At 37.2% G+C, this 24,475-nt stretch carries 22 protein-coding genes and 1 tRNA gene; 22 read left to right on the top strand and 1 reads right to left on the bottom strand.

What is annotated here, in order from left to right:
* The first annotated feature begins 54 nt into the window (after window positions 1-54).
* A complete protein-coding gene (locus tag U5921_RS14175; RefSeq protein ID WP_324824108.1) occupies window positions 55-711 on the top strand; it encodes a thiamine diphosphokinase in 657 nt (218 codons plus the stop codon).
* 80 nt (window positions 712-791) lie between these two features.
* Here the strand turns inward: U5921_RS14175 and U5921_RS14170 are convergent.
* Window positions 792-878: transfer RNA gene (locus tag U5921_RS14170), tRNA-Leu, on the bottom strand.
* Window positions 879-1,000: 122 nt separating this feature from the next.
* Between U5921_RS14170 and yajC the strand changes: the two genes are divergently transcribed.
* The 21 genes from yajC to U5921_RS14065 all read left to right on the top strand — a co-directional run bounded on the left by yajC (window position 1,001) and on the right by U5921_RS14065 (window position 24,453).
* On the top strand, window positions 1,001-1,423 hold the full coding sequence (gene yajC, locus U5921_RS14165) for a preprotein translocase subunit YajC (RefSeq protein WP_324824107.1): 423 nt from the start codon (window positions 1,001-1,003) through the stop codon (window positions 1,421-1,423).
* Between the two features lie 137 nt (window positions 1,424-1,560).
* The gene (locus U5921_RS14160; RefSeq protein WP_324824106.1) at window positions 1,561-1,944 is read left to right on the top strand and encodes a TIGR04086 family membrane protein; all 384 of its coding nucleotides are present in this window, start codon (window positions 1,561-1,563) and stop codon (window positions 1,942-1,944) included.
* Window positions 1,945-2,083: 139 nt separating this feature from the next.
* Window positions 2,084-3,364 carry a protein translocase subunit SecD gene (gene secD / locus U5921_RS14155; protein ID WP_324824105.1) on the top strand — a complete coding sequence of 427 codons (1,281 nt, stop codon included), beginning with the start codon at window positions 2,084-2,086 and terminating at the stop codon, window positions 3,362-3,364.
* Window positions 3,365-4,267, top strand: coding sequence for a protein translocase subunit SecF (gene secF, locus U5921_RS14150; RefSeq protein ID WP_324824104.1), 903 nt, complete (start codon window positions 3,365-3,367; stop codon window positions 4,265-4,267). It begins immediately after the preceding gene.
* 11 nt (window positions 4,268-4,278) lie between these two features.
* Entirely contained in the window at window positions 4,279-6,447 is a 2,169-nt protein-coding gene (locus U5921_RS14145; RefSeq protein ID WP_324824103.1) for a bifunctional (p)ppGpp synthetase/guanosine-3',5'-bis(diphosphate) 3'-pyrophosphohydrolase, read from the top strand.
* A 60-nt stretch (window positions 6,448-6,507) separates the two neighbouring features.
* On the top strand, window positions 6,508-6,957 hold the full coding sequence (dtd, locus tag U5921_RS14140) for a D-aminoacyl-tRNA deacylase (protein ID WP_324824102.1): 450 nt from the start codon (window positions 6,508-6,510) through the stop codon (window positions 6,955-6,957).
* Window positions 6,958-6,968: 11 nt separating this feature from the next.
* Window positions 6,969-7,589 carry an MBL fold metallo-hydrolase gene (locus tag U5921_RS14135; RefSeq protein ID WP_324824101.1) on the top strand — a complete coding sequence of 207 codons (621 nt, stop codon included), beginning with the start codon at window positions 6,969-6,971 and terminating at the stop codon, window positions 7,587-7,589.
* Window positions 7,582-9,015 (top strand): coproporphyrinogen dehydrogenase HemZ, encoded by a 1,434-nt coding sequence (hemZ, locus tag U5921_RS14130; RefSeq protein ID WP_324824100.1) that lies wholly within the window; start codon window positions 7,582-7,584, stop codon window positions 9,013-9,015. The genes U5921_RS14135 and hemZ overlap by 8 nt, the downstream gene beginning before the upstream one ends.
* Complete coding sequence (gene hisS, locus U5921_RS14125; protein WP_324824099.1) at window positions 9,012-10,265, top strand: histidine--tRNA ligase; 1,254 nt, start codon at window positions 9,012-9,014, stop codon at window positions 10,263-10,265. The genes hemZ and hisS overlap by 4 nt, the downstream gene beginning before the upstream one ends.
* Before the next feature lie 35 nt (window positions 10,266-10,300).
* The gene (aspS, locus tag U5921_RS14120; protein WP_324824098.1) at window positions 10,301-12,103 is read left to right on the top strand and encodes an aspartate--tRNA ligase; all 1,803 of its coding nucleotides are present in this window, start codon (window positions 10,301-10,303) and stop codon (window positions 12,101-12,103) included.
* Window positions 12,104-12,154: 51 nt separating this feature from the next.
* Window positions 12,155-12,766 (top strand): nicotinate-nucleotide adenylyltransferase, encoded by a 612-nt coding sequence (nadD, locus tag U5921_RS14115; RefSeq protein WP_324824097.1) that lies wholly within the window; start codon window positions 12,155-12,157, stop codon window positions 12,764-12,766.
* Between the two features lie 56 nt (window positions 12,767-12,822).
* Complete coding sequence (yqeK, locus tag U5921_RS14110) at window positions 12,823-13,686, top strand: bis(5'-nucleosyl)-tetraphosphatase (symmetrical) YqeK (RefSeq protein ID WP_324824096.1); 864 nt, start codon at window positions 12,823-12,825, stop codon at window positions 13,684-13,686.
* Between the two features lie 13 nt (window positions 13,687-13,699).
* Window positions 13,700-16,171: a leucine--tRNA ligase gene (leuS, locus tag U5921_RS14105; RefSeq protein ID WP_324824095.1), complete on the top strand. Its 2,472-nt coding sequence runs from the start codon at window positions 13,700-13,702 to the stop codon at window positions 16,169-16,171.
* A 37-nt stretch (window positions 16,172-16,208) separates the two neighbouring features.
* Entirely contained in the window at window positions 16,209-17,885 is a 1,677-nt protein-coding gene (locus U5921_RS14100) for a ribonuclease J (RefSeq protein WP_324824094.1), read from the top strand.
* Between the two features lie 10 nt (window positions 17,886-17,895).
* The gene (locus tag U5921_RS14095; RefSeq protein WP_324824093.1) at window positions 17,896-18,228 is read left to right on the top strand and encodes a YlbF family regulator; all 333 of its coding nucleotides are present in this window, start codon (window positions 17,896-17,898) and stop codon (window positions 18,226-18,228) included.
* On the top strand, window positions 18,218-19,309 hold the full coding sequence (locus U5921_RS14090; RefSeq protein WP_324824092.1) for a Xaa-Pro peptidase family protein: 1,092 nt from the start codon (window positions 18,218-18,220) through the stop codon (window positions 19,307-19,309). Before U5921_RS14095 ends, U5921_RS14090 begins: the two co-directional genes overlap by 11 nt.
* Window positions 19,310-19,347: 38 nt before the next feature.
* Window positions 19,348-19,908, top strand: a complete 561-nt coding sequence (gene efp, locus U5921_RS14085) for an elongation factor P (protein WP_324824091.1) — start codon at window positions 19,348-19,350, stop codon at window positions 19,906-19,908.
* Window positions 19,909-19,990: 82 nt separating this feature from the next.
* Window positions 19,991-21,040, top strand: coding sequence for an endolytic transglycosylase MltG (gene mltG, locus U5921_RS14080; protein ID WP_324824090.1), 1,050 nt, complete (start codon window positions 19,991-19,993; stop codon window positions 21,038-21,040).
* Window positions 21,041-21,042: 2 nt separating this feature from the next.
* Entirely contained in the window at window positions 21,043-21,711 is a 669-nt protein-coding gene (locus tag U5921_RS14075; protein ID WP_324824089.1) for an O-methyltransferase, read from the top strand.
* A gap of 11 nt (window positions 21,712-21,722) precedes the next feature.
* Complete coding sequence (locus U5921_RS14070; protein WP_324824088.1) at window positions 21,723-22,949, top strand: U32 family peptidase; 1,227 nt, start codon at window positions 21,723-21,725, stop codon at window positions 22,947-22,949.
* Window positions 22,950-23,043: 94 nt separating this feature from the next.
* The gene (locus tag U5921_RS14065; protein ID WP_324826005.1) at window positions 23,044-24,453 is read left to right on the top strand and encodes a hemolysin family protein; all 1,410 of its coding nucleotides are present in this window, start codon (window positions 23,044-23,046) and stop codon (window positions 24,451-24,453) included.
* Window positions 24,454-24,475: the final 22 nt, after the last annotated feature.

Below are 24,475 nucleotides of genomic sequence, written 5' to 3'. Positions count from 1 at the left end.
TTTTTTCTTGAAAGGTAGAATAGAGAAAATAAATCCACGGAGGAAAAGCGTGACATGAAAAGATGCATCATCATAACCGCATATTTAGAAAAACCAATTCGACAATCTTTACGCCTTCATGAAGATGATTTTATTATTTGTGCGGACGGCGGATATGATTTAGCGAAAAAGGAAGGGATTATACCGCATATTGTAATTGGTGATTTCGATTCAGGCAAAGAGCCTGAAGGTGTACCTGAAAACGTCATTCATGTTCCGGTTGAGAAAGACGACACCGATACACTTTTGTGCTTAAAATACGGGATACAGAGGGGATTTCAGGTTTGCGGCATCGTAGGAGGTATTGGAGGACGTCTGGATCACACGATTGCAAATTTACAAGCGCTTTCTTATGGTTGCGATTTAGGGAAATACGTCGTGCTTTTAAATGGAGATAATATTGTAACACTTCTCAATCCGGGTAAAATGCAATTTTCAAAAAGGGAAGGATATAAGCTTTCTTTATTTTCTTATACGGAATATTGTAAAAATGTCACGATAAAAGGGGTGAAATATCCTTTAACAAATGCATTATTAGATCATAGCTTTCCAATCGGTATCAGCAATGAAATTCTGGCGGACAAAGCCGAACTTTCTTTTGATAAAGGCAAGCTCCTGGTAATGCTCAGTAAGGATAAGGAAGAGAATCATTTATTTAATCAGTTTCTTTAAGCGGGCGATAAATAAGAAATTAAGTATAAAAAATCATAAAAAAGACACAGTAATTATCATACTGTGTCTTTTTTCTTTCTTGGTGCCGGCGATCGGGGTCGAACCGATACGGTGTTGCCACCACGGGATTTTGAGTCCCGCACGTCTGCCAATTCCATCACGCCGGCGCAACATAATTATATTAGCATAAATAAAAAGAGAAATCAAGTATAAAATGTATAAAAAACCCTTTTCTTTTTGCGGAATATAATATATAATTTTTATTGTAGGTTGAAAAGGAGGATTCGTTATGAACAATGCACTTGCAATGCAATTTATTCCTTTAGTGCTTTTGATTGTCGTTATGTATTTCTTATTGATTCGTCCGCAGAAGAAAAAGGAAAAACAAGTTGCGGACATGCGTAATAGTATCAAAGTCGGAGATGACATTGTAACCATTGGCGGTATTTATGGCAAGGTTGTCAAAGTAAAGGATGAAAGGCTTACCATTCAGGTTGGCGCAGACAAAACAAAATTTGAAATTACGAGATGGGCCGTTTCTAAAATAGAAAATGAAGCTCCAAAATCAAAAGCAAAACTTGCTGAAGAAGAAGTGGAGGGAACGACTAAAAAAGCACTTCCAAAAAAACTGAAAAAGCTTGGGGCAGAAAAAGAGATATTAGAGCCAAGCACTGATTCGGAATCACCAGAGAAATTAGAAGACAATAAATAATGAACGCATTTTTTGCATTGAAAAACAAGGCTTTGTCCTTGTTTTTTTATTGAATAAAAACAACAAGGGATACGTATGCTGTAGTACAAGAGTATATCGCATCATGCAAATAGCCAAGATGCAGAATTGGAGGCAATATGAAAGGGTTTGGATTACATAACTATATTACAAAGGGAATAAAGGCCTTTGTTTTTTCATTCCTGCTATTTTTTGTTTTATTTACAATGCTTTCTTTATTACTAATGTTTACAGCACTTCCGGAAAAGGGAATCTTGTATTATATCTTGATAATCTGTGGAATTGCCAGCTTTTTTATCGGAATTCAAGCAGGTGTTGTATTTAAAAAACGAGGACTGATTTTCGGAGCTCTGTTCGCAGGGATTTTACTTTTAAGTATTCTTCTGCTTAGTTTTGTTTTATCTGGGATGGAAAACTCAATCTCCTTTTTGCGCTTAAGGTACCTCCCATGTATCGTTTTAGGCAGCTTAGGCGGAATGTTTGGAGTCAATCTTAAAATTTAAAGGAGATTTCTGATTTTAAAGCAGGTTTTACTTGTAGAAGTTGAGAAAAAGTAGTAAAATATTCTGTAGCATTCAATTAAATTGAAGCTTATTGAGCGGAATATTTCGCAAAAATACGTAAGAGAAGGTGAATAGTAGAATGAAAAAAACATTAGCAATCGTCCTGGCAATTCTTATAGCCGGATGTTGGTTTGTTACCTTAATGGGTGCAGGATCATTCGCTCCGATTAAAGATCAACTCAAATTGGGGTTGGATTTAAAAGGTGGTGTTTCAGTAGTCATGGAGGCGCAGACGGATGCGACCGGTTCCGAATTAAAAACTTTAATGCAGCAGACACAGGCTATCATTGAAAAAAGAGTTAACCAAATGGGATTATCAGAACCGGTTGTAACGATAGAGGGAGATAAGCGTATTCGTGTTGACTTGCCTGGTGCAGATGATGCTGATCAGGCTATTACGCAAATCGGTAAAACTGCACAGCTTCAATTTGTCATGGCTGATGGAACAGTTGTATTGGACGGAAGCCAGGTAAAGGATGCTGGAGTTTCTAAGAATCAAGGAAAAAGCAACATTTCACTTGATACCGGATACGTTGTAACTTTGGAATTTGATGCAGAAGGGTCAAAAGCTTTTAAAAACGCAACGGAACGGATTGTCAATAATCAGGTCACGCCTACAATTGAAGGAATGCAGGCAAATCAGATCATGATTATTTTAGACGGACAAGTGCTTTCAAATCCAGGAGTATCCGAAGTCATTTCCAATAATGCACAGATATCTGGCAATTTTACAAACGAAGAAGCCGCAAATCTAGCTATTCTGATTCGCGGTGGCGCATTACCTGTCGGTTTAGAAGAAGTTGATACGACTACTGTTGGACCGACTCTTGGAATCGACTCCCTTAAGGATAGTCTTCTTGCCGGAACAATTGGTATCTGTTTAGTCATCATTTTTATGATTGCCATGTACGGCATTATGGGATTGGCGGCGGATATCGCACTGATTTTATATGTATTAATTGTAATTTGGGCAATGGCAGCCTTTGGAGCTGTTCTAACTTTGCCTGGAATTGCAGGTATGATTTTAGGTGTTGGAATGGCAGTGGATGCAAACGTTATTATCTTTTCTCGAATCCGTGAAGAGGTTTTGGGAGGAAAAAGCATTCGTGTTGCTGCTCACGAAGGATTTAAACGAGCTATGTCTACGGTTATTGATTCTCAGGTAACAACGATGATTGCTGCAGTTGTTTTATATCAGTTGGGTTCTGGCCCGGTTCGTGGTTTTGCTATGACATTAATGATTAGTATAATAGCCAGTATTTTTACTGCTGTCGTCATCACACAGTTTTATCTTTCCATTTTTTCCGAAAGCAAAATCTTTGGAAACAATAAGTTTTTCGGTATAAAGGAGGTGCAGTAAATGTTTGTAATAAAGAAAGAATTATCCTTTATAAAGCACAGAAAAATCTTTTATATCATTTCTCTTGTTTTAATTATCGCAGGAATTGGTACAGGCTTGATTCGAGGCTTTAATTTTGGAATTGATTTTACAGGTGGTACACGTATTCAATTTGATATGGGTCGTGAGGTTTCTATTGAAGAAGTACAATCGGTATTAGATGCAAGTAATATAGAAGCAGAAGTTCAGCACGCCGGAGAAAATAATGATCAAATTGTCTTGAAAACAGTACAAGCACTAGACAATGATGCAAGAACAAACTTATATGAAAATATGTTTTCTACATTTGATCTGGACAAAGACAGTGTTGCAAATGCTCAGCTTATAGGTCCTTCGGTTGGAGACTTGTTAAAGAAAAATGCAATAAAAGCAGTATTGATTGCTTCAATATGCATGTTGATATACATTATTATTCGTTTTGAATGGAAATTTGGCGTGGCCTCAATTGTTGCACTGTTACACGATGTTTTAATGTTAATCGCATTTTACGGACTTTTTCATGTCAGCATCAACAACCCATTCATTGCAGGCATGTTAATCGTTGTAGGATATTCCATTAATGATACGATTGTTGTTTTTGACCGCATACGTGAAAACTTAAAATTTATGCGAAAAAAACAATTAGAAGAATTGGTTGACAAGAGTATTAATCAAACCCTAGTTCGCTCTTTGATGACATCGATTACAACTATATTGGTTATTATACCGCTTTATATTATATGCGGAGATACCATTCGTGAATTTGCACTGCCTTTAATTGTAGGTATTACAGCAGGTGCGTATTCTTCTATAACAATTGCAAGTCCGCTTTACTACGATCTGACGAAACTGACTGAGAAAAAATCAAAATATAAAGGAAAGTAAGGAATCATCTTATGATGGAGCAATTCTTAAACTATCTGTTGAATGTGAATCCGAATTATGACTTAGATATCATTGAGCGGGCTTATAAAATTGCAGAAAGACAACATGAAGGTCAATACCGAAAATCAGGCGAGCCCTACTTGATCCATCCGGTTGAAGTGGCTAAAATATTGGCGGATTTAGGCATGGATGAAAATACAATTATCGCAGGCCTGCTTCATGATGCCGTAGAGGATACTCCATATACGCAAAAAGATTTAGAACGTGATTTTGGTGAGGAGGTTGCTTTACTTGTCGACGGTGTAACGAAACTAGGTTCTCTCGTCTATGAAAGCAAGGAAGAACGACAGGCTGAAAACCTGCGTAAAATGTTTTTAGCCATGTCTAAAGACATTCGTGTTCTGATTATCAAATTAGCCGACCGTCTTCATAACCTTCGCACCATTAATTACATGACCGAAGATAAGATTATTGAAAAATGTAAAGAGACTCTTGAAATTTATGCGCCGCTTGCGAGCAGGTTGGGTATTTATACCATTAAATTTGAAGTGGAAGATATTGCTTTGAAAATGCTGGAGCCCGAATCTTATTATAATTTAGTGGCTGAAGTTAAAATTAAAAAACAGCAGCGAGAAGAGAATATCAATCGTGTAATGGATGAAATTCGTCAGTCTTTGGATGGATTAAGCATCGCTTACGAAATTACAGGACGATCCAAGCATTTTTACAGTATCTATCGTAAAATGAAGTATCAGCATAAACAATTAGATGAAATTTTTGACCTGACTGCAGTGCGAATTATAGTTGATACGATAAAAGACTGCTATGCAGTTTTAGGCATCGTGCACACGATGTGGAAACCTCTTCCCGGAAGATTCAAAGATTATATTGCTATGCCTAAGCCTAACCTCTATCAATCCTTGCATACCACAGTTTTAGGTGATAACGGAGAACCGTTTGAAATACAAATTCGAACAAAAGAAATGCATAAAATCGCCGAATATGGTATTGCTGCGCATTGGAAGTATAAAGAGGGAATTTCTCATGAAAGGGAAGAGGTTAAATTAGCATGGCTTCGCCAAACGCTAGAATGGCAAAAAGATTTAAATGACCCAAAAGAATTTATGGAAACCTTAAAGGTGGATTTATTCTCTAATCAGGTTTTTGTATTCACTCCAAAAGGAGATGTCATAGAACTTCCAGCTGGGTCTACCCCTCTTGATTTTGCTTTTAAAATTCATTCAGCGGTTGGAGCAAAATGTATCGGCGCTAAAGTCAATGGAAAGATGGTTCCAATTGACTACACTTTATCCAACGGACAAATCGTTGATATTGTAACTTCTTCAAACAGTAAAGGTCCAAGCATTGATTGGTTAAAAATCGCAAAGAGCAATACTGCAAGAAATAAGATACGTGCATGGTTAAAAAAAGAGAACAAATCCGAGTCCTCCGATAAAGGAAAGGAAATGTTGGATAAATATGCGAAACGTAAGGGTTATGATTTACAACAGATTTTAAAAAATCAATATATTAATAAAGCGGCAAAGGCTCTTAATTATTCAAATACAGAAGATTTATATACGGCAATCAGCTATGGTGGTGTCATTCTCAGCAAAGTTATGGTGATGCTGGAAGGGTATTACCATGAGGAAAAACAAGCCGAACTTAAGAAAAAAGAAAAAGAACAATCGAAGGCAGAAACAAAAAGAAAACAACGAAAAATCAATCCTACCGGTGTTACGGTTGAAGGCGTTGACAACCTTTTGATTCGCTTTTCGAAATGCTGTAACCCAGTACCGGGTGATGAAATTGTCGGTTTTATTACAAAAGGGCGTGGAATTTCTGTTCACCGCAAAGACTGCATTAATATTTTGAGCTTACCGGAAAACGAGCGGAAACGTTTTATTCATGTTGAATGGGATCAAGATAAGAAAGATTTATCATATGATGTGGATATTATTATTCTAGCAGAAGACCGAAAAGGACTTTTTTCTGATCTTTCTCGACTTTGTGAAGATATGGATGTTCATATTACAGGTGTAAATGCAAAGAGTGCAAAAGATCGTATTGTTAATATCACAATGACTTTATCTATTTCAAATACAAGTCAAATGGAGAAGGTGTTGCGGTCTTTACGTTCCGTACAAGGTGTTGCAGACGTATATCGAGCCATTACCTGAGAAAAAGTGTTATCTAATTTTATTGAAAGGCAAATAGAAAGAAATGAGTGGGAGGAATTTGTGAGAGCAGTTGTACAAAGAGTTTTACGGTCTAGCGTTACAGTGGAGCATAAAATTACCGGTTCCATTGAAAAAGGCCTAATGGTTCTTGTTGGCGTGGAAGATGATGATGAACTCGCTGATGTGACTTATATAGCTGATAAAATTACCGGTCTTCGCATTTTTGAAGATAAAGAAGAAAAAATGAATTTATCGGTGAAAGACATAGGAGGGGATATCTTAGCGGTATCTCAATTTACGCTTTTTGGAGATTGTAGAAAAGGAAAACGTCCAAGCTTCATCAAAGCAGCACGCCCCGAAAAAGCAAATATGCTTTACCGCGCTTTAATCGATGCTTGTAAAGCATGCGGTGTGCATGTGGAGGAAGGTGTTTTTCAAGCCGATATGTTGGTTCACATTGAAAACGACGGACCGGTGACGGTTCTTCTAGACAGTAAAAAACTATTTTAAAGGAGAAGGCTATGATTGTAAAAGGATATTACAGCGGTGCATTACAGGTAAATTCTTATCTTGTTTATGACGAAGAAACAAAAAAAGGTTTTATTGTGGATCCTGGTGGTGTAAATGCCGGATTGCTTCAGAAGGCAGAAGAAGAGAATCTAGATATTTTATATATTATATTAACGCATGGTCACGGAGATCATATCGGTGGCGTTGGTGTGCACCAGCAAACATTTCCGAAAGCTAAGCTTGTTGCATGCAAGAAAGAAAAAGAATTTCTTAAAGACGCATCTTTGAATTTTTCCAAAGAAACTTGCGGTGTAAGCTTATCTTTAGAAGCTGATTTATATGTAGAAGAAAGTGATACATTACAGGTTGGCAATCTGCTTCTCCAATTCATTGAAACACCGGGTCACACTCCGGGGGGAATGTGTATACTGGTTGAAGATTCCCTATTTAGTGGAGATACACTTTTTGCACAATCCATCGGCAGAACAGATTTTCCTATGGGTTCCTTTCCTGACTTGATATCCTCGATAAAAGAAAAGTTATTTTTGCTGCCGGATGAGACAAAAGTATATCCTGGTCATATGGGGTATACAACCATCGGTCACGAAAAGGAGCACAATCCATTTGTATAAAATTAACTGCAATGAAATAAAAAATAAATATGACTTAGAAGAGTTAGTTAAAATGTTCCTTAAGCCAACTGATTATATCTTATTTAATAATGACACTTTGTCAAATGAGATGGAAGAAGGCAAAGCTGAAAGAAACGAAGTAAGTTCTGTCACTGAAATACGGATTCCCAGTAGTATTACAGATAAAAACGAGGCAAAGCGTTATCTTTTCGAAAGATTAAGCGCCGATACACAGACACGCCCAGATTGGGGAATTTTAACGGGTGTAAGGCCTGGAAAACTGGTTAGAGAATATCTAAAAAAAGGAAAAGACCTGAAAGAAATTCAAACTCTTTTTAAAAAATTTTATTACGTATCGGATGAAAAAATAGACTTATTGATGGAATTATATGAAAATCAGAAACACATACTTTCTAATTGCGAAAAGAAAGATGTGGGAATTTATATTGGGATTCCATTTTGTCCGACCCGCTGTATCTATTGTTCCTTCACGTCAAATCAAGCAAGCGATGAGAAAATAGAGCAGTACTTGAACTCCTTATTACGAGAAATCATGTATGTCGGAAAACGTATGAAAGAGACTGGTATATACGCAGAATCTATTTATATTGGAGGGGGAACGCCGACTACCTTATCTGTTGCGTTGCTCGAAAAATTGCTTTCTGTCGTTTCAACTCATTTTGACTTGTCTCACCTGAAAGAATACACTGTGGAAGCAGGGCGTCCTGATACTATTACAAGAGAAAAATTACAGATAATTTTTGACTTTAATGTTGATCGGATTAGTATTAATCCGCAATCAATGAAGGCAAGAACTTTGGAGTTAATTGGACGTTCACATAGTCCAGAGCAGATTTCAGACGCTTTTTGTATGGCGAAGTCAATTGGTATTAAACATATAAATGCAGATTTAATTGCAGGTCTTCCTGAAGAAGACCCCAAAGACTTTGAAAATAGTCTTCGTAAAATAATTGCGCTCGAGCCGCAAAACATTACGGTTCACACTCTAGCGGTGAAACGTGCCTCCAGATTGATTGACCTACACGCTGATTATCATTATCATCAAGGGGAGCAGGTTCGAAACATGCTTGCTATATCAAAACAGCTTATGAAAGAAAACGGATATATTCCTTATTATATGTATCGTCAAAAACATATGGCTGGAAATTTTGAAAATATCGGGTATGCAAAACCAAAAACCGAAAGTATTTATAACATTCGCATTATGGAAGAAAATCAAACGATTCTTGCACTGGGAGCAGGGGGAATAAGCAAAGTGTATTTCCCAGCTGAAAATCGTCTGGAAAGAGTGCCGAATGTTTCCAACTATGAAATTTATATAGAACGCTTGGATGAAATGCTCAGTCGGAAAGAAAAGGGTATTTTCATTCCTTTAGCAACAGAAAAAAATGGAGGTATTCGATGATTACAAATATTCCAAAAGGAACGAAAGATGTATTGCCTTCCCAATCCTATAAATGGCAGTATGTAGAGCGGATATTCAGAGAACTTTGCGATCTCTATTTATTTAAAGAAATTCGTACGCCGATCTTTGAACATACAGAATTGTTTAAGCGCAGCGTAGGAGATACGACTGATATTGTAGAAAAACAGATGTATTCCTTTGATGATTATGGCGGAAGAAATTTAACTTTAAAGCCAGAAGGAACTTCCCCGGTTGTACGTGCATTTACAGAGAATAAACTATTTGCGGAGGTACAGCCTTCCAAATTTTATTATATTACACCTTGCTTTCGCTATGAAAAACCACAGTCTGGCCGTCTAAGAGAATTCCATCAACTAGGTATTGAGACTTTTGGTGCTGCAAATATGATGGCAGATGCTGAAGTAATTGCACTCGCAATGGATTTTTTGGACAAGCTGGGCATTCAAGATTTGCAGCTACGCATCAACAGCATCGGCTGTCCAAGCTGCCGTCAAAAATACAGAGTTGCTTTGCAGGAATTTTTAAAACCAAATTACGATGCATTTTGCGATACCTGTAAGGGACGTTATGATCGCAACCCAATGCGTATCTTAGATTGCAAATCTCCCGTCTGTCAACAACTAGTGGAAGGTGCGCCTAAGATGCTGGACTACCTCTGTGAAGAATGTCAAACTGCATTTACAGATTTAAAAAACAACCTAACCGCAATGGAGATTCCTTATCTAGTAGACTCTGGTATTGTACGTGGTTTAGATTATTATACAAAAACAGCATTTGAAATTGTATCCAACTCAATCGGTGCACAAGGCACTGTTTGTGGAGGGGGGCGTTACGATCATCTTGTAGAAGAAATTGGCGGGCCTGCTACTCCCGGTGTTGGCTTTGGACTTGGAATTGAACGTCTGCTTCTCGTTATGGAAGCAGCAGGTATTTCCATTCCGAAGAAAGAGACTACCGATGTGCTCATTGCAGTAATGGGAGAACGAGGAAAGAGCTTCGGCTTGAAGCTGATGCATGATTTCAGAAAAGATGGGATTGCCGCTGCAATAGACATTGTAGGGCGGAACTTAAAAGGTCAATTTAAGTATGCGGATCGTTTACATGCAAAGTATACCATCGTCATTGGAGACAATGAGCTGGATAAAGGCATCGTATCACTGAAAAATATGCAAACTTCAGAACAGAAAGAAATTTCCATTGATGCGATTCGGAACGAAATAAAATTTTAAATTCAGTCTATACTAAATTAGAGGAGATACAAAACATGGCAAATATACTGAAGAGAACACATATGTGCGGTACACTGAACCTTGCAAATGTGCAAGAAGAAGTCATCTTAAACGGATGGATACAAAAAAGACGAAACTTAGGCGGATTAATTTTCTGTGATTTGAGAGATAAGACCGGACTAGTACAGATTGTATTTGATGATACCATTCCAAAAGAATTATTTGAAAGAGCAGATAAGCTGCGCAGCGAATTTGTAGTAGGGATCAAAGGCATTGTAAAAGAGAGACAGTCAAAAAATAAAGAGTTGCCGACTGGAGAGATTGAAATCTTTGCAAACGATTTGTTGATTTACGCAGAATCCGAAACACCACCAATTTACGTAAAAGATGACGATAAAGTATCAGAAGACCTGCGATTAAAATACAGATATTTAGATCTCAGAAAATTAAAAATGCAGCAAAATCTGACATTCCGTCATAAGATAACGAAAATAGCTCGTGACTTTTTCGATGCAGACGGTTTTACAGAAGTAGAAACACCAATCTTAATTAATTCGACACCGGAAGGCGCTAGAGATTATGTGGTGCCTAGCAGAGTGAATCCAGGTAAATTTTATGCATTACCGCAGTCTCCGCAGCTATTTAAGCAGCTTTTAATGGTGTCGGGAACGGATCGCTATTTTCAAATTGCAAAATGCTTCAGAGATGAAGATTTAAGAGCAGATCGTCAACCGGAGTTTACTCAAATTGACTTGGAAATGTCATTTGTGGATGCCAATGATGTTATGGCTACGCAAGAGCGTTTTATGAAGAAGCTATTTAAAGAATTGATGAATATGGAACTCAAAACACCATTTCCAAGGCTGACATATGATGAGGCGATGACCCGTTTTGGAAGCGATAAGCCGGATACTCGTTTTGGGTTTGAATTAAAAAGTTTAAACGAAACCGTAAAAAATTGTGAATTCCAAGTATTTAAAAATGCGCTTGCATTCGGCGGGGATGTTCGCGGAATTAATATTGATGGATATTCGGACCGATTCAGTAGAAAAGATTTAGATAAACTTCAAGATGCAGCGAAAACTTATGGTGCGAAAGGTATCGCATGGATTCGTGTTGGAGAATCAGAACACACTTCTTCAATCGGTAAATTTTTCACATCAGAACAAATGGCAGAAATCATTCGAGTATTTGAAGGAAAGCCAAATGATTTAATACTGATTGTAGCTGATAAGCCATCTATTGTATTTGATACGCTGGGCTTTCTGCGAAGAGAAATTGCAGGAAGACTCGACTTATTAAATGACAAACTATATAATTTTCTCTGGGTTGTTGATTTTCCGATGTATGAATACAATGAAGAATTAAAACGTTACCAAGCTATGCACCATCCATTTACTTCACCAAAAACAGAAGACATTCCTCTCATGGATGTTGAGCCTGCAAAGGTAAAAGCTGAAGCGTACGACATTATTATGAATGGCGTAGAACTCGGCGGTGGAAGCATACGTATTCATGATCGTAACTTACAAGCGAAAATTTTTGAAATCTTAGGATTGTCTGAAGAAGAAGCGAACAACAAATTTGGATTCTTGTTAGAGGCTTTCAAATACGGCGTTCCTCCTCATGGCGGACTAGCTTATGGATTGGATCGTTTGGTTATGCTTCTTACTGGTTCTCAGAGCATTCGAGAGGTCATGGCGTTTCCGAAAAACCAAGCAGCACAATGCCTGCTTTGCGATGCCCCTTCCGTAATTGCACAGGAACAACTGGACGAATTGGCGATTGCAACAGTGGATTTGCCTGAAAAACAAGCAGATGATACAGATATAAAATAGCATACTTTCATCTAATATAAAAAAATGCACCCCATCATTTAGAGGTGAAAAATGAATAAAATCGGCATTTTCGGAGGAAGCTTTGACCCCATTCATTATGGGCATCTATTACTGGCAGAACAGGCACGCTGCACATTTGATCTAAGTCGTGTTATTTTTGTTCCCGCAAAAATTTCTCCATTTAAATTAAATACAGTCCCGACGAGAGGAGAAGACCGCTATAACATGGTCCGTGAGGCAATTGAAGAAAACCCTTACTTTTTTATTTCCGATTATGAGTTGCAAAAGAAAACGGTATCCTATACAATTGAAACTCTCCAAGCTTTAAAAAAGGAATGGGGAGACCAAACAGAATTATATTTTATTACTGGTACAGATGCATTTTTAAGTATAATGAATTGGTCTCATTCGAAAGAATTGCTGACTGAATTTTCATTTTTAGTCGGCAATCGTCCAGGGTATCAGATAGAAGCACTGGAATATGTTATGACTGAAGTTCGATCCCGTTATCATACGAAAGTAGAAACAGTTGAAATGCCGCAGGTTGACATTTCTTCTACTGATATCAAGGAGCGTCTATATTATGGAAAGTCCATAAAATATCTGTTGCCTGATTCTGTTGCTGAGTATGCACTCGCACATCAATTATATAGCAGAAAGTAAATATTTTTGGAATTTATGTCAAGCTTGTCAATGAAAAAGATTAATGGTACAATGGAATGTATACAAAAAATGGAATAAAGAAAGAAATCACTGATTACATCACAAAGAATTTAAAACAAAAACGTTTAACTCACACCTTTGGTGTTGTAGAAGAAGCAAAGAAATTAGCTGTTAAATATGGGGCTGATGCAGAAAAAGCTGAGTTAGGAGCATTGTTTCACGATGCATTCCGGGAAAGAGGAAACTTGCTCCACGGAAGTATTGCTGCAGATGCTCTACAAAATACCTATCAAATTTATGACGAAGATATTTGCAACGCTGTACGTTTTCATACTACAGGAAGAGCGGGAATGTCTTTGTTGGAAAAAATATTATATTTGGCAGATGCCATCGAGCCGAATCGAAGCTATCCCGGAGTGGAAAAGCTTCGACTCTTAGCGTATAAGGATTTGGATGCTGCTTGTTTGCAGGCACTTCAAAATACAATGCGGTATGTTGCCGAAAATGGTTTGGAATTGGACCATAATACGTTAGAAGCTTACTTGGATATTAAAAAAGGAGATCATATGGAAAATAAAGAGATTGCACTGTCTGTAGCCGCTGCGTTAGACCAAAAAAAAGCGATTGATATCGTGGTGATGGATATAAAAGAAAAGTCTTCCTTTGCAGATTTTTTTGTAATTGCATCTGCAAATTCAGAGAGGCAGCTTTCAACCTTATCAGACGAGATTGAAGATCGCCTTGCAAAGGATAACATATTAGTAAAGCATATTGAAGGAAAGGGAACGAGCGGTTGGATTCTAATGGATTTCGGCGATGTTATCGTAAATTTATTTTCACTAGAGCAAAGAGAACGATATAATATTGATAAGGTTTGGGGTGACTGTGAAATTGTTCCGTTTGAGGAAACGGAAAATTAGGAGGTAGTTTAAGATGCAACAACATTATGATTTTACTGACATTGAAAAAAAATGGCAGGATATTTGGCAAAAAAATAGCTTATTCCATACAACAGAAGATAAGGGAAAAGAAAAATTTTATCTTCTTGAAATGTTTCCATACCCTTCCGGAAAACTTCACATGGGTCATGTAAGGAATTATTCTATTGGTGATGTTACTGCGCGTTACTTGACAATGAAGGGCTACAATGTTCTTCATCCGATGGGATGGGATTCTTTTGGTCTGCCCGCAGAAAACGCCGCAATTAAACATGGCATTCATCCAGCCGTATGGACAAAACAAAACATAGCAGAAATGAGAGAGCAGTTAAAACAGCTTGGATTCAACTATGACTGGGAACGGGAAATCGCTACTTGTACGCCAGAGTACTATAAATGGATGCAATGGATTTTTATTCAATTTTATGAAAAAGGCTTAGCATATAAGAAGAAGAATCCGGTAAACTGGTGTCCATCCTGTCAAACTGTACTAGCTAATGAACAGGTTGTTGATGGAAAATGTGAACGCTGTTCAACCAATGTCGGAAAAAAAGATTTAGATCAATGGTATTTAAAAATTACCGATTATGCAGATCGCCTTTTGGATGATTTAGATCAATTAGAAGGATGGCCGAATAAAGTTAAAACCATGCAGAAAAACTGGATAGGGAAAAGTGTGGGTGCAGAAGTTGATTTTACCATTAAAGGATTTGAAAAGAAACTTCGGATTTTTACCACACGAGTTGATACTTTGTATGGAGTCACTTATATGGTACTGGCACCGGAGCATCCTTATGTTAAAGAGCTTGTTTCTGGCACTGAATATGAAGACTCAGCGAAAGCCTTTTTAAATAAACTTCAGCATTTGAGTGACATTGATCGTACCTCAACCACCTTAGAAAAAGAGGGGATGTTTATTGGAAGCTATGCAATTAACCCAATGAATGGGAAGGAGATTCCGATTTATATCGCAAATTACGTTCTGATGGATTATGGAACAGGAGCCGTTATGGCTGTCCCTGCACATGACCAGCGTGATTTTGATTTTGCAAAAAAATATAATCTAGAGCTTCTACCAGTTGTAGAAGCAAAAGACCCTTCCATTGATATTTATAACTTAGAAGATGCACTCGTTGCGGAAGGAAAATTAATTAATTCCGATCGCTTTAACGGGCTGGATAATATTTCTGCTCAGAATCAAATCATTGAATATTTAGAAGAAAAGAAAATCGGAACAAAATCCATTAATTTCCGTCTTCGTGATTGGCTTATTTCAAGACAGAGATACTGGGGCTGTCCAATTCCTATGGTTTATTGTGAAGAATGCGGATGGGTTCCGGAAAAGCTGGAAAACCTTCCTGTGGAATTACCAACTGATGTTGTTTTTTCAGGAAAAGGAGAATCGCCTCTTACTACCAGTCAAACCTTTTCCAAAGCGGTTTGTCCGAAATGCGGAAAACCCGCCAAAAGAGAAATGGATACAATGGATACCTTCCTAGACTCTTCTTGGTATTTCTTAAGATATACTGATGCGAAAAATGATAAAGAAATGTTTTCTAAAGAGAAAGCAAAATATTGGATGAACGTCGATCAGTATATTGGTGGAGTGGAACATGCTATCTTACATTTATTGTATGCCCGCTTCTTTACAAAAGTACTGTATGATATTGGCTATTCTCCGGTAGAAGAACCGTTTGCAAATCTTTTAACGCAAGGAATGGTTCTTAAGGACGGTAGTAAAATGTCAAAATCCGTAGGAAATGTAGTCAGCCCGGAAGAAATTATAAGTAAATATGGAGCCGATACTGCACGACTGTTTATTTTGTTTGCTGCTCCTCCGGAAAAAGAATTAGAATGGTCAGATGCCGGAGTGGAAGGAAGCTTTCGTTTCTTAAATCGTGTATATCGATTGGTATATGAAGCAGCTGAAATCACAAATGATATACCAGCACAGTTTACTTTAGAGACAAAAGAAGATAAAGATTTGGCTTTTGTTCTAAATAGCACCATAAAAAAAGTAAGCGAAGACATAGGAAATCGCTTTAACTTTAATACAGCTCTCAGCTCTATTATGGAACTGGTCAATGAAATGTATAAATATAAAGCTTTGGACGACATGAATCTAGGTTTGTTTAAGCATGCCGTTGATTCGCTTATTCTCTTATTAAATCCGTTTGTTCCGCATATTTGTGAAGAAATGTGGAAGCATACAAACCATGAAGGTTATGCTTATAATGCAGCTTGGCCAACGTATGATGAAGCTGCTTTAGTGCGAGATACAGTGGAAATTGCCATCCAATTAAATGGTAAGGTTAAAGAAAGAATTCAAATACCTACAGGACTAGACAAAGAAACTTTTACAAGTGCAGCTATGGACGATGAGAAAGTAAAAGCACTTTTGAGCGGAAAACAAATCGTAAAAGTCATTGCCGTTCCGGGTAAATTATTGAATATAGTCGTAAAATAACAGGTGGGATGTCCCACAGAAAGAAAGGATGTATTTTTTGAAAATCAACAACAATAATAGGGGAGGAAGCATTAAATTGATTCCACTTGGCGGATTAAATGAGATCGGCAAAAACATTACCGTCTTGGAATCAAAGAATGATTTAATGATCATTGACTGCGGCTTGTCTTTCCCCGATGATGAAATGTACGGAATAGATATCGTGATTCCCGATTTCAGTTATCTGATCAAAAACAGAGAGAAGATCAGAGGTATGGTGCTGACTCACGGTCACGAAGATCATATCGGCGCAATTCCTTATTTGTTAAAAGAAATCAATCTGCCGATTTATGGAACGAGACTCACACTTGGGCTTGTCGAAAACAAACTAAAAGAACATGGCATTAAAGGAAATCTAAATGTTATCACAGCAGGTGATACGGTAAAGTTGGGTGACTTTAAAGTTCAGACCATACGAACGACGCACTCCATTGCAGATGCAATCTGTCTTGCTATTGATACACCAGCAGGAAGAGTCTTTCATACAGGAGATTTTAAAATCGATTATACGCCACTTGATGGAGAGCCGATTGATTTTCACCGTTTAGCAGAAATCGGAAACAAAGGGGTTCTGTTAATGCTCGCGGATAGCACAAATGCAGAAAGAAAGGGATATACTGCTTCGGAAAAAACCGTCGGTGTCACTCTTGAAAATATTTTCCGCTCCTATAATACGAGAATATTAATTGCTACTTTTTCTTCCAATGTACATCGAGTGCAAAAAATTATAGATACCGCATTAAAATTTAAAAGAAAAGTTGCAATTTCAGGAAGAAGCATGCTGAATGTCGTAAATATTTCTATTGAGCTTGGATATTTAAAAGTCCCTGACGGCGTTTTAGTTGATATTAATAAAATAAAAAACATAAAGGATTCTGAACTTGTCATCATTACTACAGGAAGTCAAGGAGAACCTATGTCCGCACTAGCAAGAATGGCTTCGAATGATCACAAAGCGGTACAAATAAAAAAAGGAGATGTCGTTGTCCTTTCCTCCAGCCCAGTTCCAGGAAATGAAAAAACAGTTTCCAATATTGTAAACAAACTGTTTGAAAAAGGTGCTGAGGTAATTTATAATGACATTGCCGATATTCATGTTTCTGGACATGCGTGTGCAGAAGAGCTGAAATTGGTTCATTCTCTAATAAAACCGAAGTATTTTTTACCTGTACATGGAGAATACCGCCATTTGCGTCAGCATTCTTTAATTGCAGAAAATCTAGGGATGCGTAAAGACCATATTTTTATCTTAGAAAATGGACAAGTACTCTCTCTAAGAAGAAATAAGGTTGAAAAATGCAAAGAGGAGGTTCCTTGCTCTTCAGTAATGGTAGACGGACTCGGTGTTGGCGATGTTGGAAACATTGTTCTCAGGGACCGAAAACTGCTATCGGAAGCAGGCTTGATTATCGTCGTTGCAGGAATACAAAAAGGAACAGGAATGGTTACCTCAGGGCCAGATATCATTTCCAGGGGATTTGTGTACGTCAGAGAATCCGAAGACTTGATTGATTCTGCAAGAAAAGTTGTAGAAGCACGCTTAGAACGATGCCATTCTGAAGGTGTTCGAGACTGGGCTGCACTGAAAGTGGCTGTTCGTGATGAACTGCGGAATTTTATTTATCAGAGAACGAAGAGAAGCCCCGTTATTTTACCAATCTTTTTAGAAGTATAGGAGGATATTTATGAACCCTTATGATAAAGCGCATGAACTGGCAAAAGCGTTAAAAGAGTCGCAGGAATACAAAAATTATATGGAAAAAAAAGAAAAGATCTCTCATAACGCAGAATTAAGTGAGATGATTAATGATTTTCAGGATAAAAATATGCAGATGCAAACACAGCAAATGCTGACCGGAAATGCAGATCAAAGTATTATGGAACAAGTACAATCCTTATATCAAATTGTTATGGCCGACCCTCTAGCTGCTGAATATATGCAGGCAGAACTAGGCTTTACTAAATTGGTTTCGGATGTATACGGTATTCTTGGGGAAGTGATTCGCATTGGAAAATAAGTCGGAAAAAGCAATTCGAATCTCAAACAGAATTACAAAAGTAAGAAATGCATTAAAGGAACAGCAACTTGATGCAATTTGGATCACAAAAAAGGAAAATCAGATTTATTTATGTGATTTTCCATCCTCAAATTGCTATCTTCTTCTTACAAAATATAAAAATTATTTACTGACAGATTTTCGATATATAGAAGCCGCAAAAGAAACCTGCCCGATGTATGAGATTGTTTTAATTGACAATCAATACTCAGAGATGGATTTTTTGAAAGAGATGCAGCTATCTGTTATTGGAATTGAAAACGATATCTTAACAGTAAATAGTTATCGTAAACTAAAAAAGAATATTCAAAATGTGCAATGGCAGGATTGCAGCGGGTTGGTAGAAGGAATCCGCTTGATAAAGGACGAATATGAATTAAATGCGGTCAAGCAAGCCGCTTCCTTGACGGATGATTGCTTCACTCATATGTTGACGGTATTAAAACCTGGTATGACTGAAAAAGAAGCGGCATTGGAAATTGAATTTTATTTTAAAAAAAATGGTGCAATGGGACTATCTTTTGATTCAATCTGTGTTTCTGGTATAAGGAGTTCTTTGCCACATGGTGTGCCGACGGAAAAAAAAATAGAGCCCGGTGATTTATTGACCATGGATTTTGGATGCATTCTGGATGGTTACTGCTCAGATATGACAAGAACCGTTGCCATCGGTTCTGTAACAAAAGAGCAAAAACAAATCTATAATTTGGTTTTAGAAGCGCAAAAATCAGCCATTGAAGGGCTGAAACCAGGGATCACTTATGCAGAAGGAGACCGTTTAGCACGGCAAGTCATTAGCGACGCTGGTTATGGTGACTATTTTGGGCATGGACTTGGTCATGGAGTCGGGCTTGAAATTCATGAAGCACCAACTTTGAGCCCAAGAGGAAAAGGAATTCTAAAAGAAAATATGACAGTTACCATTGAACCGGGAATTTATCTTCCGCAGAAGTTTGGAATTCGAATTGAAGACTTGGCAATTATCACTTCTTTTGGTATAATAAACACGGTTCATTCAGAAAAAGAGCTAATTATTATCTAAAAGGATTGATTAGATATATCACAATGGAGGAGTAAACAATGATTTATGCAAGTGATTTTAGAAAAGGCGTTACATTTGATATTAACGGAGAACCACATGTAGTTTTGGATTTTCAGCATGTAAAGCCCGGAAAAGGTGCAGCTTTTGTGAGAACCAAGTATAAGAATATATTGACTGGCGCAACCAGAGAAGAAGCCTTTAATCCAAACGACAAATTCCCGAAGGCGCACATTGATACAAAACAAATGCAGTATTTATACAATGATGGAGAACTGTATTATTTTATGGATCAAGAGACCTTTGATCAAGTTCCGATTGGAGAAGAGCAAGTTGAAGATGCAATTAAATACCTGAGAGAGAATGATATGGCTACAATTAAATTTTATAAAGGGAATGCATTCTTAGTAGAAGCTCCAAACTTTGTAAATCTTAAGGTTATTGAAACAGAGCCGGGTGTAAAGGGTGATACCGCTACAAACGTAACGAAAGCAGCTGTTGTGGAAACCGGCGCATCGATTCAAGTTCCAATTTTTATTGAAGAAGGAGAACTGATTCAGATTGACACCAGAACTGGCGAATATTTAGGCAGAGCTAAATAAATACAACAAATAATTTCGCAGAATGGTAACATTCTGCGAAAATTTTTTGTTAACATATATTGATTACATAGGGAGATTATATATGGAAAAAAAATCAAAAAGGAAAAAGAAAAAGCTTAATCGCGTACTACTCATTTTAGCAAGCATATGTATGGTTTCTTTTGCTGCATTTTTTTTATTTTTAGAGCAAGCTGTAAAGCCTATAGAAGCAGAAAACACACAGGCCATTTCCGTTCAAATACCGACAGGAACAAGTACAAGGGAAATTGCTGATATCTTAAAGGACAATGGATTAATCCGCAATACCGCTGTATTTCGTTTAGAATCGAAAGCAAAGGGGTATGATGGAAGATATAAAGCAGGAGAGTACATCCTTTCAAAAGATATGTCTATGCTGAAGTTGATGGAAAAAATCATATCCGGAAATGTAAATACCGTTCGCTTTACAATCCCGGAAGGGTATACGTTAAAGAAAATTGGAGAGAAACTAAGCGAACAGGGTTTAATTAATCAAGAACTCTTTATACAGGAATTGCAAAGTGGAGAATACAATTATGAATTTTTAAAATATGCACCGCAAGGTCAATTTCGCCTAGAAGGCTATTTATATCCTGAAACATATGACGTTTATACAACTGCTTCTGAGCAAGACATTATTAATCGAATGCTGTTGCAGTTTGATACTGTTTTCAAATCAGAATATTATGATAGAGCTAAGGAACTAGGTTTAAATATTAATGAAATCATTACGATTGCTTCAATCATACAGGGAGAGGCCGCAAAAGAAGATGAGATGGATCTGATTTCCAGTGTCATTTATAATCGTCTGAAAATCGGCATGAAACTGCAAGTCGATGCAACCGTTCAATATGTGCTGGATGAGCGCACAGATCGAGTCACGACAAAAAATACAGAGGTCGATTCGCCATATAATACGTATCAAAATTTTGGATTGCCGCCTGGTCCGGTTTGCTCACCGGGAAAGAAAGCAATCGAGGCTGCGCTGTACCCAGCAGATACAAATTATGTTTATTTTGTAGCAAAAGGCGATGGATACCATGCGTTTACCGATGATTATGATCAATTTTTGAAGGATAAAAATGCATATATTAAAAAAACATTTGGAGAATAAAAATGAACATTATCACACAACAAGTTACGGCATATTTAGATGAATTATATCGTCCGCTCAATTCATTTTTAGAGGAATTAAGAAAAGAAGCAGAAAACAATCACGTTCCAATTATTCTACGTGATACAGAGCAACTGCTTGGAAATCTATTGCGTATGCGGCAACCGAAAAAAATCCTTGAAATTGGAACAGCTGTGGGATATTCTGCGATTTATTTTGCCGCCGTCTGTGATGATGCATTGATTACTACATTAGAAATTTCAGAAGAAAATGCTGAAATTGCAATAAAGAATATTGAAAATGCGGGTGAATCTGAACGAATACAGATCATAAAAGGAGATGCAAAAAAAAGCCTTGTTTTTCTGCAAAAACAGATGAAAGAGGAACAAGCTGTTCCCTATGACTTTATTTTTATCGATGCTGCAAAAGCACAATATCAAGCGTTTTGGGACGCTTGCCAGCCACTTTGCAAAAAAAACACATTAATTGTATCGGATAATATCCTATTTAAAGGAATGACAGCTTCAGATGATTTTGTTTTGAATCGCAGATATAAGACAATCGTTCGTCGTATGCGGGAGTATCTGAACCATATTACAAACACGGAAATAGCAGAGACCTGTGTATTAGCAGTCGGAGACGGTGTCGCTGTCAGCTTAATGAAAGAATAAGTGAGGAAATTATGAAAAAAATCGAACTCTTAGCCCCAGCCGGAGATCTGGAAAAATTAAAGATTGCAATCGATTATGGAGCAGATGCAGTCTATATGGCAGGTGAATTATTCGGCCTTCGTGCAGGTGCAAAAAATTTCAGCTTAGATGATATGCGGGAAGGAATAGAATACGCTCATATTCGCGGAAAGAAAGTATTTCTCACCATGAATGTTTTTGCACATAATGACGATATCGAAAGGATGGACAGCTACCTAAATCAACTGAAAGATCTAGAGATTGACGCATTCCTTGTTTCTGATGCAGGCGTGATTCAAATGATTTGGGACATCCTTCCCAATGCCGAAATCCATTTAAGTACACAAGCAAATACAACAAATTATAAAACAGCAGCTTTTTGGTATCAGCAGGGAGTAAAACGAATTGTACTTGCAAGGGAACTTTCTTTTGATGAGATAAAAGGATTTCGCGATCATTTACCTGCAGATCTAGAATTAGAAGCTTTCGTTCAGGGTGCTATGTGTATTTCGTATTCCGGGCGTTGTCTTTTAAGCAACTTTATGATAGAACGCGATGCAAATAGAGGTATGTGTGCACATCCATGCCGCTGGAAATACAGTTTACTTGAAGAAAAAAGACCTGGTGAATATTACCCAGTGGAAGAAGATGAGCGAGGCACTTACATTTTTAATTCTAGAGATTTATGTATGATTGAGCACATACCCGACCTGATTGAATCCGGACTTTCTTCATTAAAAATTGAAGGACGTATGAAAAGTATTTTTTACGTAGCAACGATTATCGGGGCTTACAGAAAAGCAATTGATGCATATTATGAAGAGAAAGAGAATTATTCTTTTAAGCCTGAATGGATGGAAGAACTGAGAAAAGTAAGCAATCGCCATTTTACAACCGGATTTTATTACCGTAATCCCACCAATAAAGACCAAAATTATGAAAGCAGTGCCTACTATCGTGAATATGTATTCTTAGGGATTGTACATGATTATGATGCAGATACGGGGTTTGCAACGGTAGAACAGAGGAACAAAATCACTGTTGGAGATGAAGTGGAAATTTTTGGGCCTGATTGTGGCTATTTTAGACAAAAAATTGAAATAATGCTGAATGAAGACGGAGAAGAGATCTCAGAAGCTCCGCATGCACAGCAAGTATTGAAAATCAAAGTTTCAAAACCGGTTGCTTCGAAGTTTATGATTCGCAAAAAGAAAGAATAAGATTGAATTTTCGTTAAATTTATGGTATAATATACTAAGTTTTGATAGAAAACATATAATAGGATTTCATTAAATTAGGAGGAATATAAAAATGTTGGACTCTAGTCCAGACCCCAGTATGCCACTGGCTTTTAAACTGTTATTTTTAGCATTGCTAATATTAATTAATGCTTTTTTTGCTTCAGCAGAAATGGCATTTGTATCCTTGAACAAAAATAAGATAAAATTACTTGCAAATCAACAAAATAAAAAAGCATTACTGCTTCAACGATTAATTGAGGAACCAAATAAATTCTTATCAACAATACAAGTTGCAATCACGCTCGCTGGATTCTTATCCAGTGCATCAGCTGCTACGTCTTTGTCCTATGATATCGGTGCTTTTCTGCATCAGTTTGGCATTCCATATGAAACGCAGATTGCAGTTGTTTTAGTTACCTTAGTTTTAAGTTATTTTACATTAGTATTCGGAGAACTTCTACCGAAAAGGCTAGCGTTGCAAAATGCAGAAAAAATGGCTCTTTTTGCAGTGAAACCAATCCTATTTATTTCTAAAATTGCTTCACCATTTGTAAAGTTATTGTCTATTTCAGTTTCATTCCTGTTGAAGCTTTTAGGAAAAGATCAATATAATCAAATTGATGAATATTCTGAGGAAGAGATACGATCTTTGCTTGAAGCCGGTCAGGAGTCTGGGCAAATCAATGAAACCGGACGTGAAATGATCAATAGTATTTTTGAATTCGATGATAAATTAGCTTATGAAATTATGACACCAAGAACAGACGTATTTTTAATTGACATCAATGATGATTTGTCAGAATACGTAGATGAACTCTTAGAAGAACGTTATTCCAGAATTCCGGTTTATAATAAAGACAGCGATGACATCATTGGCATTCTTTATATGAAAGATTTTATGATTGAAGCTCGAAAACAGGGATTTGAGAATGTAGATATCCGTCCAATTCTGCAAAAACCGTTTTTTGTTCCGGAAAGCAAAAAAATTAATGAGTTATTCAGTGAGTTACAACTTTCTAAAATGCATATTGCAATCTTAATTGATGAATATGGCGGATTTTCTGGCATCGTTACCATGGAAGACATTATTGAAGAAGTAATGGGTAATATTGATGATGAATATGACGATGATGAACCAAAATTGGAATTAATTGATGAAAATACGTACATGGTAGATGGGCAATATTATTTGGATGACTTAAGCGAAGAATTAGGGCTGGAGTTGGAATCGGAAAACCATGAAACCATTGGCGGGTTTATCATAGACCTGATGGGTGAAATCCCAGATGAAAATGAAACGGAAGAACGAATCGTACAGCATGAAGGCTGCACCTTTAAAGTAGAATCCGTAAAAGACCGTCGTATTGATAAGGTTCGAATTCTTCTTTTACCAAAAGAAGCGATGAATGAAGAGGAAACCGTATCAATGGGCGATAATGAAAATATCGAAATCGTTACAGAACAAAAAACACAGCAAGCATAATAGAATAAAGCACATAACTCCC

This window comes from Sinanaerobacter sp. ZZT-01 (assembly GCF_035621135.1).
Taxonomy (GTDB): Bacteria; Bacillota; Clostridia; order Peptostreptococcales; family Anaerovoracaceae; genus IOR16.
Note: the sequence above shows the minus strand (reverse complement) of the source record. Positions and strands in the feature narration are given on the sequence as shown.

What these genes read in the sequence shown, in the direction of transcription:
- U5921_RS14070 (WP_324824088.1), top strand. Translation starts at nt 21,723, where the DNA reads ATGAAAAAAATCGAACTCTTAGCCCCAGCCGGAGATCTGGAAAAATTA.
- U5921_RS14095 (WP_324824093.1), top strand. Translation starts at nt 17,896, where the DNA reads ATGAACCCTTATGATAAAGCGCATGAACTGGCAAAAGCGTTAAAAGAG.
- efp (WP_324824091.1), top strand. Translation starts at nt 19,348, where the DNA reads ATGATTTATGCAAGTGATTTTAGAAAAGGCGTTACATTTGATATTAAC.
- yajC (WP_324824107.1), top strand. Translation starts at nt 1,001, where the DNA reads ATGAACAATGCACTTGCAATGCAATTTATTCCTTTAGTGCTTTTGATT.
- U5921_RS14145 (WP_324824103.1), top strand. Translation starts at nt 4,279, where the DNA reads ATGATGGAGCAATTCTTAAACTATCTGTTGAATGTGAATCCGAATTAT.
- leuS (WP_324824095.1), top strand. Translation starts at nt 13,700, where the DNA reads ATGCAACAACATTATGATTTTACTGACATTGAAAAAAAATGGCAGGAT.
- nadD (WP_324824097.1), top strand. Translation starts at nt 12,155, where the DNA reads ATGAATAAAATCGGCATTTTCGGAGGAAGCTTTGACCCCATTCATTAT.
- yqeK (WP_324824096.1), top strand. Translation starts at nt 12,823, where the DNA reads ATGTATACAAAAAATGGAATAAAGAAAGAAATCACTGATTACATCACA.
- U5921_RS14075 (WP_324824089.1), top strand. Translation starts at nt 21,043, where the DNA reads ATGAACATTATCACACAACAAGTTACGGCATATTTAGATGAATTATAT.
- aspS (WP_324824098.1), top strand. Translation starts at nt 10,301, where the DNA reads ATGGCAAATATACTGAAGAGAACACATATGTGCGGTACACTGAACCTT.
- U5921_RS14160 (WP_324824106.1), top strand. Translation starts at nt 1,561, where the DNA reads ATGAAAGGGTTTGGATTACATAACTATATTACAAAGGGAATAAAGGCC.
- U5921_RS14135 (WP_324824101.1), top strand. Translation starts at nt 6,969, where the DNA reads ATGATTGTAAAAGGATATTACAGCGGTGCATTACAGGTAAATTCTTAT.
- secF (WP_324824104.1), top strand. Translation starts at nt 3,365, where the DNA reads ATGTTTGTAATAAAGAAAGAATTATCCTTTATAAAGCACAGAAAAATC.
- secD (WP_324824105.1), top strand. Translation starts at nt 2,084, where the DNA reads ATGAAAAAAACATTAGCAATCGTCCTGGCAATTCTTATAGCCGGATGT.
- U5921_RS14175 (WP_324824108.1), top strand. Translation starts at nt 55, where the DNA reads ATGAAAAGATGCATCATCATAACCGCATATTTAGAAAAACCAATTCGA.
- mltG (WP_324824090.1), top strand. Translation starts at nt 19,991, where the DNA reads ATGGAAAAAAAATCAAAAAGGAAAAAGAAAAAGCTTAATCGCGTACTA.
- hisS (WP_324824099.1), top strand. Translation starts at nt 9,012, where the DNA reads ATGATTACAAATATTCCAAAAGGAACGAAAGATGTATTGCCTTCCCAA.